Annotated in this window: 11 protein-coding genes; all 11 read right to left on the bottom strand. The window is 31.4% G+C overall.

What is annotated here, in order from left to right; genetic code table 11:
• A partial coding sequence (locus tag JZU62_RS00680) for a glycosyltransferase (RefSeq protein ID WP_295010939.1) occupies positions 1-244 on the bottom strand: 244 nt, incomplete at its 3' end.
• Positions 229-1,422 carry a glycosyltransferase family 1 protein gene (locus tag JZU62_RS00675; protein ID WP_295010937.1) on the bottom strand — a complete coding sequence of 398 codons (1,194 nt, stop codon included), beginning with the start codon at positions 1,420-1,422 and terminating at the stop codon, positions 229-231. The genes JZU62_RS00680 and JZU62_RS00675, both read right to left, overlap by 16 nt.
• The gene (locus tag JZU62_RS00670) at positions 1,419-2,177 is read right to left on the bottom strand and encodes a class I SAM-dependent methyltransferase (RefSeq protein ID WP_295010935.1); all 759 of its coding nucleotides are present in this window, start codon (positions 2,175-2,177) and stop codon (positions 1,419-1,421) included. The genes JZU62_RS00675 and JZU62_RS00670 overlap by 4 nt, the downstream gene beginning before the upstream one ends.
• Positions 2,178-2,251: 74 nt before the next feature.
• Entirely contained in the window at positions 2,252-3,325 is a 1,074-nt protein-coding gene (locus tag JZU62_RS00665) for a hypothetical protein (RefSeq protein ID WP_295010933.1), read from the bottom strand.
• Positions 3,326-4,789 (bottom strand): MBOAT family protein, encoded by a 1,464-nt coding sequence (locus JZU62_RS00660; protein WP_295010931.1) that lies wholly within the window; start codon positions 4,787-4,789, stop codon positions 3,326-3,328.
• 125 nt (positions 4,790-4,914) lie between these two features.
• The gene (locus JZU62_RS00655) at positions 4,915-6,030 is read right to left on the bottom strand and encodes a DegT/DnrJ/EryC1/StrS family aminotransferase (RefSeq protein WP_295010929.1); all 1,116 of its coding nucleotides are present in this window, start codon (positions 6,028-6,030) and stop codon (positions 4,915-4,917) included.
• Entirely contained in the window at positions 6,027-6,458 is a 432-nt protein-coding gene (locus JZU62_RS00650) for a hypothetical protein (RefSeq protein WP_295010927.1), read from the bottom strand. The genes JZU62_RS00655 and JZU62_RS00650 overlap by 4 nt, the downstream gene beginning before the upstream one ends.
• Entirely contained in the window at positions 6,455-7,657 is a 1,203-nt protein-coding gene (locus JZU62_RS00645; RefSeq protein WP_295010925.1) for a glycosyltransferase, read from the bottom strand. Before JZU62_RS00645 ends, JZU62_RS00650 begins: the two co-directional genes overlap by 4 nt.
• Entirely contained in the window at positions 7,654-8,634 is a 981-nt protein-coding gene (locus JZU62_RS00640; RefSeq protein WP_295010923.1) for a GDP-mannose 4,6-dehydratase, read from the bottom strand. Before JZU62_RS00640 ends, JZU62_RS00645 begins: the two co-directional genes overlap by 4 nt.
• Positions 8,631-9,701, bottom strand: a complete 1,071-nt coding sequence (locus tag JZU62_RS00635; RefSeq protein ID WP_295010921.1) for a hypothetical protein — start codon at positions 9,699-9,701, stop codon at positions 8,631-8,633. The genes JZU62_RS00640 and JZU62_RS00635 overlap by 4 nt, the downstream gene beginning before the upstream one ends.
• Complete coding sequence (locus tag JZU62_RS00630; protein ID WP_295010919.1) at positions 9,688-10,380, bottom strand: NAD-dependent epimerase/dehydratase family protein; 693 nt, start codon at positions 10,378-10,380, stop codon at positions 9,688-9,690. The genes JZU62_RS00635 and JZU62_RS00630 overlap by 14 nt, the downstream gene beginning before the upstream one ends.
• Between the last annotated feature and the right edge of the window lie 40 nt (positions 10,381-10,420).

Here is a 10,420-nt window from a genome sequence, read left to right as displayed (position 1 = left end):
AATTTATTTTGTCTTTATATTTATGGATAATATCAAGTGTCCCATCGGTACTTCCACCATCTATGATTATGTATTCGATATTATCGTAGGTTTGATTTATAACACTTTGGATGGTTTTTTCAATATGTTTTTCACAATTATAGACAACAGTGATGATTGAGATAAGAGGTTTTTCTAGGTAAGAAATTTTAAAAATCTTATTGGCTAGTGAGCCGACTTGAGCATATTTTACATCACTTTGCATTGATGTTTCCAGCATTTTAACTTAATGGCATAATCATCAAATATTTCGCCTAAGACATCCAAAATACTTGATTTTTGCAATTCACTTAGTCTTTTAGAGCCTTTTTGAATCATTTCATTTCTCAATTCTTCAGAGTTCCTCAAAGCCATTAGATGATTTGCCAAACTTTCTGAATTTTTTAAATTGCATAGTAATGCACCATTACCTACTTGTTCTCGTAACCCATCTAAATCTGAATAGACTACAGGTGTTCCGATGGCGAATGCTTCAAGCGGTGGAATATTTGTTGGTCCAAAATAGCTAGGCATAACCATCGCAAGTGCATTTTTGTACAATGAATAAATCTCTTCATTAGGGGCAAATCCAATATATTTTATTAATTCATTAACCCCACAATTATGTGCATATTCAAGCACATAATTTAGATTGCCCTTATTAGAGCCACTAAAAATAGCTGTAAGGATAATCCCTTTTGATTTTAAAATAGCAATAGCATCGATAATATAAACATGATTTTTATGCGACCAAAACTGTGCAGGATAGTAAATATAGTCGCTTTGAATTTTATACTTTGTTTTAACATTAATATTGCTATCTACGAACGCATTGACAGATGGTGCAAAGGGAGCTATAAAAACACGATTCTCATTAACGCAATATCTTTGTACTACATTATCTTTTCCTAGTGAACTATCTACTAAAATAGCAACAGCTTTTTTTAGGCTTTTTGTATAAAGTAACTCTCTATTTTCGAATTCTCGAAAGTAATTTACTTCTGGAAATTCTGGTGTATCCCTGTGGCATAAATCCCAGAGAGTGATAATATAATTATGCGTTTGTAGTTCAAGTGAGAGGAAAGAAGGTGTTAAAAAATAAACTAAATCAATATTATTAGCGTCAAGTGCTTTTTCGAACAAAGATTTAATCTGTACTTTTCTAGCGAATGGGTGATAAATCTCAAGGCGATTAATAAATTTAATGACTTTATCGATTAACTTACTTTTAATATGAATGGCTTTAAGTCCATAGAGTTCTAAAATATTTTTATTTTCTTCAGAAAACACGAACGCTATAATATAATATCTATTAATTATTTGAAGTTCTAAAATAGTTGAAATTTGTTGTTGATATCCACCACCACCTTGGAGGTTTCCTTCAAAAACTACGCCAATGTTCATTTCTTAAGCACCCAAACTGCATTCCAACTGTTAAAATTAGGATTTTTATCGCTCATCCACTCATGTTTTGCTTCAATTGAAAAGTTTACTGATTGGCAAATTAGTTCAAGTTCAGTATCGAAAAAATAGCGCATAGGATGAAACTCTTTTTTTTCTAATACTTCTTTTGTCTGTTTGTCTTCAATAAATACATTATAGTTGACATCAACAATATTTTGTTGAGGATGAAGGACTGGTTCAGCTATTCTAGTCACTTTTATAGAATTATTTTCCAATCGTTTAATTCTGGTGGTAGGTAGATCGGTAAGTACTGCCGGTCCGTACCAAAAATCAAAAATAAAAATACCGCCATCTTTAAGATGTTTTTTCGCCACTTCAAAAGCTTTTATAAGATCTTGATTTGAATTTTGATAACTCATTACATGAAAAAGTGACACAACAACATCAAAAGTTTTATCAAGATTTAGTTCAGTAATATTTGAATGGCTAAAAATTAGGTTTTCTTCTTTTCCTTGGCGTCTTTGTTCTGCAATATTGAGCATCTCAGTACTCAAATCTATACCATGAACCCTGTACCCCTTTTCACACAATAGCTCCGCATGCTTACCGGTTCCACATCCCATATCTAGCAAAGTTAATGCTTTATCTGTATGAGCTTTAATTAGTTTATCAATATAATTTACTTCACGACTATAGTCTTTGTCACTGTAAAGTAAATCATAATATTGTGAATAAAGATCCCCAAATTGATTCATACTAGTCCTAAAAAAATAATTTTATTAACTCATGCAATATTATCAAAAAAGGTCTTTAATAAAAAAATGCTAAGTTATTGTTTATTGTAGGGCACTATTGCTTTAATTACGTTGTTGGTTTTTAGGTTCTTTAACTCAGCGATATCTTCAGGATGAGTTAATTCCCACTTTTCTTGTTCAGCTTGTAGGTTGCTAAGATAGTCTTCGATATTTTGATTTGTAAGTTTCACTCCAAAATCAGAAGGTACTGATATATTCTTGTCATTAAAAATTCGAGCAAATATCAATCTTGAAATTTTTGGCTTAAAATGATAACCATTTGTATCAAAATTATCTTTGTTAGCATTGATTGAATTAAACCCATAAAATGACCATACTTGTGCATTAGTATGTTTTAAAAGTAGTTTTACTGCATTAAAATATTTTTTATCAATTCCATGTTGATTATAAATGAAGTAGTTGTATTCATATTTTGGAAATATGATAAAGATATCATTTTTTTTACCAAGTTCAGCAACAGCTTTAATAGCAGAAAAATCTGGCTGATAATTTCTTAATTCTCCATCAACGGCGTCATGTTTGATTGCTTGAACTGTGAACGGATAATTTGTTGTATTTTCTTTTTTTTCACTAGCAAAGTAGTCTTTATGCAAAGTTTTTTTTATAATTATTTTTAGAGTAAGTAAGACTTCATCTAAACTAAATAAGTAATGATCTTCTTTTAGTATTTCATGGTACTGTTTTGCTCTATTAATAATTTCAGGTCTCTTTGCATAATCTTCATTAAGTGAAAAGTCATCAAATCCAGCAATAAAATTAGAGTTTTTTAATTTTACTTTTTTTAATACTTCGAACTCTTCTGCTATTGTTATACCTGAAATATTGATATTACATGTTGATTTGTTTGTATATTTTTCAGCAAGCAAAGGATTTATTCTCATTACTCTAGAGGTACCTACAAGAAAATAACCTGAACTTCTAACCAGTTTATTGTTTAAAACTATAGGTTTATTTGTATAACATAAATCACTGTCAAACTTATTTTTACGGTTATTGTATCCATAGGGGTCAAAAAAATAACACAATATTTGCAATAATATATAAACTATAGTAGTTAAAGATAAAGTATAAAGAACAGATTTTTTCATTTAAAACCTAAAATATAAGAATTCACTAACATGAGTTAATCCAATAATGGAAATGCTTAAAATAAATCCTGTGCTTATAGTATACGGAAGATTTGAATTGAATTTTTTGCTCCATTGACCAGAATTTTTCATTGTGACAACCAATATAATTATTCCAACAATTAATATCAAATCTTTATCATTCATACCATCTATATTGCTAAACAACTGTTCTTTAAACTTAACCCCATATGCTCCTAAAAAATTTAATTTTATTGCTAATTTTTGAGGCAATGCAATTCCACCGAAACCAAACATCCCACCAAGTACTTTCTCAACTGATGCAAGGTCTTTTGCTCTAAAAAATATCCAAGTGACATTGATAAAGTTAAACGTGATAAACCATCCCATCCATCCCCACATCCGTAGTCCTAAATCTTTCCAGATACGATGCAATACAATTGCAATACCATGCAGTGCTCCCCAGATGACAAACATCCATGATGCTCCATGCCATAGTCCGCCGATAAGGAAGACGGCAAAGAGATTATTATAGTTATGGTATCTTCCAACTTTATTACCACCCAGTGGAATATAGATATAGTCTCGCAAGAATCGAGAGAGTGTAATATGCCAACGTCTCCAGAAGTCTTGAATGTCTTTTGCTTTATAAGGAGAGTTGAAATTGATAGGAAGCCGTATATTAAACATCAGACTAATACCAATTGCCATATCGGTATAACCGCTAAAATCAAAATAAAGTTGAAGTGTATAACTAAGACTCGTTGCCCATGCTTCAACAAGATTAAGGGTAGTTGCTACATCAAATCCAGTGTTTGCGCAATCAGCAAACGTATCAGCTATTACGACTTTTTTAAACAATCCGATAGAGAAGAGAAATAATCCAACGGCTATATTTCGCCAACGCACTGCCCAGTTCCACCTATTGATAAATTGGGGCATCATCTCAGAGTGATGCAGTATTGGTCCAGCTAGTAAATGAGGGAAATAGGTAACAAAGAGCATATAGTTAAGTAGGTCATACTCTTTTACCTTCTCTTTATACGCATCCACCAAAAAGGCCATTTGGGTAAAAGTAAAAAAGCTGATTCCAAGTGGAAGGATAATATGGTGTAATGGTGCATCGGTGCCAAAAAGTCCATTGAAGTTATCGAGTAGAAAATCTGTATATTTAAAATATCCCAGAAGAAGAATATTGAAGAGTATACCAAAGATAAGAAGCTCTCTTTTTGAGACTTTTAAGGGTTTATCATTAGCCAGTGCCGATCCTACAAAAAAGTTTACAAATATGCTTCCTAGCAATAATGGTATATAAACAATATTCCAATAGCCATAAAAAAAGATACTTCCACCAACTAACCAGACTTTGGATCCTAGAATCAATCTTTGTCTCAAGAGCCAAAAATAGCCCAATAGCATAACAGGTAAAAAAGCAAAGATAAATGTATATGAATTAAAGAGCATTTGGTGGAATCCTAAAGAATGTAGATAGCCTATCCGCCCTATTTGGCTTAAACGTAAGGTTTGGGCTTCTTCCGATAATAACCAAGGATCTCATCATTTTCTCTATTCTTTCAACAAACGTAATTTTAATTTAAAATTTCATGCATAATTTTTGAAACTTCTCGTATCTGCTCTTTTGTGATAGCTATACCACTGGGAATATAAAAACCTTTTTCGTAGAGTTTTTCACTATTGGGTAAATTATTATCCAGAAAGAGTCCCATTTTATTGAATACTGGTTGCTTATGCATTGGGTAAAAAAATGGTCTTGTTGCGATTCCTTTAGCTCCTAATTCTTTCATCACTTCTTTTGCTGATTTGGGATAATTATCTTTGAGAGTGATGGCAAATACCCAATAAATATTGTTTGCAAAATTTTTTTTTATAATAGGAAGATTTACGGCTTTAATATCTGAAAGTAGCTCTTGATACATATTTCCAATCCATCGTTTTTTAGCAACGAATTCATCAATACGTTCGAGTTGTGCTACACCAAGTGCTGCTTGAATATTTGTCATTCGCAAATTCCATCCGAGTTCTTCATGTATAAATCGTTTGTTACCATCGGGTGAAAAGCAAAGATTTCTAAGACTTTTGCAGCGCTCATATAATACTTCATCATCTATAAGCACCATTCCTCCTTCACCAGTTGTAATATGCTTGTTTGGATAAAAGCTAAAGATACTAATATCTCCGAAACTGCCACACATTTTACCATTATAAGTTTGTCCATGCATTTCAGCTGCATCTTCAATGATTTTTAAATTGTATTTTTTTGCCAGTGCTAGTATGTGACACATATCAACAGGGAGACCATAGATATGCACTATCATGATCGCTTTTGTATTAGGAGTTATTTTCGCTTCGATATCTTCGATTTTCATATTAAAAGAATCATATTCACTATCGACCAGTACTGGTTTGGCTCCTGATTTGACTACGGCTTGACCGCAAGAAATGATTGTAAAACTAGGCATAATGACTTCATCACCGTCTCCAATCCCAAGAGCCTCTACGGCCATTTCAAGAGCTGCAGTGCCATTTGTCACAGCTACAGCATACTTGCGACCGACATAGCTTGCCATTCCCTCTTCAAACTTTTTGATAAAAGGACCCTCTGAACTAATCCAACCTGTGTCGATGCATTCATTGAGGTATTTTTTTTCATTTCCATTTAGTAGGGGTTCATTTACTGGAATCATTTATTGACCTTTATTTGATCTTTACTAATCGGTTCAAATCGTATTTTATCCATTTCTCCAGCGTATGGACCTTGTTTGACCTCAATGATTTCACTCTCTTCTATCATCTCAAAACCATGCCCACCATAAGCAAGTAAGATCACATCACCTGTGTTTAAAATTGTACTTTCAAGATAGTTTTTTTCATCATCATAAAAATCTACACGAACTACCCCGCTTTTGATAAATAAAACTTCTTTAGTAAACTGTACTTCTCGAACTACTGCATTATGTACATGAGGGGGAATAACATAATCTTTTGGACGTTTCATATAAGCTAATTGTTGGGAAAAGTCATCCGGAGTAAAGAATTCTATCCCATCTTTTTGAAAATTTCTACGGATGATAACCGATAGTAATTTACTATTATGCATAATTTCCTGGATCATTTGTTTAATCTTTCTATGATTTTTTTTGCTTCTTCCACTAAACTATTTAAACTATTGTGTTTTGCGATGAAATCATAGCAGTTATCAGCTATTTGTTTTGAAAAAGTTTTATCGTTGATTAACCTGATGACTGCTTTGGCAAAATCATTTGGAGTATCTGCTATCAAAATATTTTTTTCATTTTCTACGGGTATTCCTTCTGCGCCTAAAGTAGTAGAAACGATAGGAATTCTGCACGCTGCTGCTTCCATAATTTTGAATCGTGTACCTGATTCAAATTGAAGTGGCACAAGTGACACATCCGAATTACATAGATAAGGTAGGACGGATGGCATTTTCCCCATAATGCTTATACTTGCATCATTAATATCCACGAGAGTTTCTTTTGATCCATTTCCAACTATGTAAAAATGGATATTAGGAATTTCATGTTTGACTAAAGGAAAAATATCGTTTATAAACCATCGAGCAGCTTTATCCATTGCACTTTTTGGGCCAAAAGAACCGGCTAAATAAATAGCAGGATTTTTAAATCCGTTTGGTTTTTGTGGCGGATATTTATATGTATCCATATCAATTACATTTGAAAATAACATAATGTTGTTTTTATCAGCTGCCAGATTGCTGTAATATTCTGCATCTATACCGGATACAGCAGTAGTTATATCGCAAAGATTGACCCATTCCGCTTCTTCTGCTTCCTTGGCTTTTCCATCTGCATTTATTTTTGCGATTCGACTAGGATCTTTTTCATAAGGAAGCTCTCTAAGGACAAAACGTGACCATACACTATCTGTGTCGCATACTACTTTAAGTGAAGGTCGCATAGTTTTAATTTTTTGTATTAGATCAAAAGAAATATTTCCATATCCAAACCAAAGAATATCAATCTTTAGCGCATCAACCATACTTAATAGATACACGGCATCATCAAAAAAAGTTTTTTTATAAATTCGTTGTAGTTTTCGAATATATCGATTGTTAGATAAGTTTGCAACAGAAGGAGTATAAAAAAAATCTTTACAAAAAGATCGATAAAATTTTTCAGCAACATCGCCGCCCATTGCTTGTTGAGGGTTTCGTGAAATAATATACATATTTGATATTTGAGAAAGAGCCTTAATAGAGTTTTCAACTCTTAGCTGGGGACCTCCGGCTGCTGGATGTTCTAAGACTGGAGATGTAAATAATATATTCATTTTGTTCCTTTTAACTTTTTTAATTCATGTTCTAGCATTTCGATTATCATTTCGTTAAAATCTTTTGTTGGTTTCCATCCTAAATATGAGTTCGCTTTTTTGCAATCACCTTGCAATGGTATAGTTTCATTGGGACGAAAATATTGTGGATTAATTTTTAAATACTCTTTATAATCTAAATCAAAATATGAAAAAGCAATATCGAGAAAGTCTCTAACACTATGAAGCTTTCCTGTAGACAAAACAAAATCATCGGCATCACTATGATTTAATATTTTATGCATTCCTTGCACGTAATCAGGTGCATAGCCCCAATCTCTCTTTGCATCAATATTACCTAATTCGATGGAATATAAAAGACCGAGATGAATTTTAACAGCAGATGAGATTATTTTTTTGGTTACAAACTCATATCCTCGTCGAGGTGATTCATGATTAAAAAGTATGCCTGTGCAAGCGAAAATCCCATGTTGTTTTCTATAGTTTCTTACTAAATGATAACTTGCAAGTTTTGATATCCCGTAAATCGAACGTGGATTAAATTTTGTGCTTTCGTTTTGAGGACAAGTATCGGCATCCCCAAACATTTCACTTGAACCCGCAAAATAAAATTTACATTCAGGACACAACTCTTTTATACTAGATAAAAGATAATGAGTTGAATTAAAATTTGCAGATAAAACGGATGATTCATCATCAAAAGAGTAGCTGACAAAACTGGAAGCGGCTAAATGATAGCATTCATCTGGAAGTACTTTGGAAATCACTTTGTAGATAGATAAATGATTGTCTATCGATCCAAGATGCAAAACTATTCTATCAAGGATGTGTAATATATTACTTAGTTTATGTTCCTTGTCTTCTAGGGATTCCTGTTTTATGAAGCCATGAACTTCATATCCTTTGCTGAGTAATAACTCAGCAAGATAAGAACCATCTTGACCTGATATTCCGGTAATTAAGGCTATTTTACTCATATTTTTTCGGAGACTTTCTGTATTAATCTATCTATTTTTTTGCCAAATTTCTCGAAATAACCTCTTGGAATGGAAGGTGTGTAAAATTTTATATTCCATATTGTTTCAGCTTTTTTAAGTCTTATAGTAAGTGGTTCTTCGGAAAATGTGATAGATGTGCTTAGGTTAAATGATTTTGTTTTTTCTAGAGATTTTAAAAGTGATATTGCATATTCTTCAGATAGTTTTTTTACAACTCTTTCTGTTTCATCATCAAACTTGTGATTAAAGTGTTTTGATAATTTACCATTATATGGAGAAGGAAACCCGCTAAAATGAAAGATTTTCAGATATTCTCCAGTTTCAGCTAGAATTATTTTTTTATTTTTTTGCGTAAGCGGCCTTTCATGTAAATTCCAATATGCAACATTATAACTTTTTGAATTGATTAAGCCTATACTATCTTTATCCATCAATGGCAATATACTAAGCCATATCTGATCAGCATACATTCCCATGGAAGGAGCAACAAACCAATAGGTTTTCGTAGTACTTTTCAGCCAATTTAATATAGATTCTAATTTTTCAGATTTATTTACCAAAATCAATCCACCATTAATAAAACCTGAAATAAAAAATTCCAAATTCTCTGGGGCAACTTCTTTGTCCATAAAATTTAATATATGAGGCGATAAATTTACTGCAAAATTATTATTAAAGATGTCTTCAATATTGGAATAAAAAGATACATCAGCATCTACATATAAACAAGTTTCATTATTAAGAGTAAAAATAATGTAGTAAAGAGCATATATTTTTGCAATACAACTAAATTCTAAAATATTATAATATTTAATTACAGTTTTTATATTTTCTATGTGAATTATTTCATCAATAAAAATTATTTTAATATTATTGTTTTCTATTTTATTCAATGTACTATCATTATCATTTAAATAGACATCCAATAATACGATAGAGACGGTAATGTTTTGATTATAAATATGTAGTGCTTCAGCCATTGAAATGGCATAGTGAATATAGTCTAGTGTACAAACAGTAACAATATTGAAATTATTTTTTATCATAATATTTTCCAATTACTTTTTCTGTATAATTATTATTAAAGTCAATATTTATTTTTTTTGAAATCTGTTGCATTTTAGATATATCAAAACCATTTGCATAACTTTCTTTCTCTATAATAGAAATAATGGCTTTTTTATCAATTAGATTTTCAATAATATTGACTATGTCAAGTACTTTTGTGGGCTTATTTGATCCAATATTTATCTCTGTTGCAATACATTTATCCTTGAGAGTAAACATCACAATTTTAACCACATCTTCAATATCGATAATGTCTCTATATGCATCAGACCAAATTGAAATAGGGACAAAACTATTGATTCTATCATATAAATAGTTTATTAGATTAGATTTATTTCCACCTCTTCCTATTACTTGAGGCAATCTAAATATTATGTAGTTCGCACTTTTACTTTTTATTAAATTTTCCATTTTGATTTTATGATTTGTATAGGCACTATTCTGCATTCCTTGATCGAATATAGAACATGTGCTAAAATATACAATTATTTTATCTAGATGTTTATTGATGGCATTAATTAATAGTTTTTTTTCTTTACCAAAAGCTACTGATGATGTTTCACAGGAATTTGAGACACCACTGGCAAAAATTAAAACGCTATTATCTTTCTCTAAAAAAGAAAAAGCATTAGCAATCATTCCATTTCCAATTATCATAATTAAATTCTTAAAATATCATGTATTTTATTAGTTAACA

The organism is Sulfuricurvum sp., assembly GCF_019163035.1.
Classification (GTDB): domain Bacteria; phylum Campylobacterota; class Campylobacteria; order Campylobacterales; family Sulfurimonadaceae; genus Sulfuricurvum.
Note: the sequence above shows the minus strand (reverse complement) of the source record. Positions and strands in the feature narration are given on the sequence as shown.

Coding starts and splice junctions, on each gene's coding strand:
- JZU62_RS00675 (WP_295010937.1), bottom strand. CDS start 1,422: ATGAACATTGGCGTAGTTTTTGAAGGAAACCTCCAAGGTGGTGGTGGA.
- JZU62_RS00670 (WP_295010935.1), bottom strand. CDS start 2,177: ATGAATCAATTTGGGGATCTTTATTCACAATATTATGATTTACTTTAC.
- JZU62_RS00665 (WP_295010933.1), bottom strand. CDS start 3,325: ATGAAAAAATCTGTTCTTTATACTTTATCTTTAACTACTATAGTTTAT.
- JZU62_RS00660 (WP_295010931.1), bottom strand. CDS start 4,789: ATGCTCTTTAATTCATATACATTTATCTTTGCTTTTTTACCTGTTATG.
- JZU62_RS00655 (WP_295010929.1), bottom strand. CDS start 6,030: ATGATTCCAGTAAATGAACCCCTACTAAATGGAAATGAAAAAAAATAC.
- JZU62_RS00650 (WP_295010927.1), bottom strand. CDS start 6,458: ATGATCCAGGAAATTATGCATAATAGTAAATTACTATCGGTTATCATC.
- JZU62_RS00645 (WP_295010925.1), bottom strand. CDS start 7,657: ATGAATATATTATTTACATCTCCAGTCTTAGAACATCCAGCAGCCGGA.
- JZU62_RS00640 (WP_295010923.1), bottom strand. CDS start 8,634: ATGAGTAAAATAGCCTTAATTACCGGAATATCAGGTCAAGATGGTTCT.
- JZU62_RS00635 (WP_295010921.1), bottom strand. CDS start 9,701: ATGATAAAAAATAATTTCAATATTGTTACTGTTTGTACACTAGACTAT.
- JZU62_RS00630 (WP_295010919.1), bottom strand. CDS start 10,380: ATGATAATTGGAAATGGAATGATTGCTAATGCTTTTTCTTTTTTAGAG.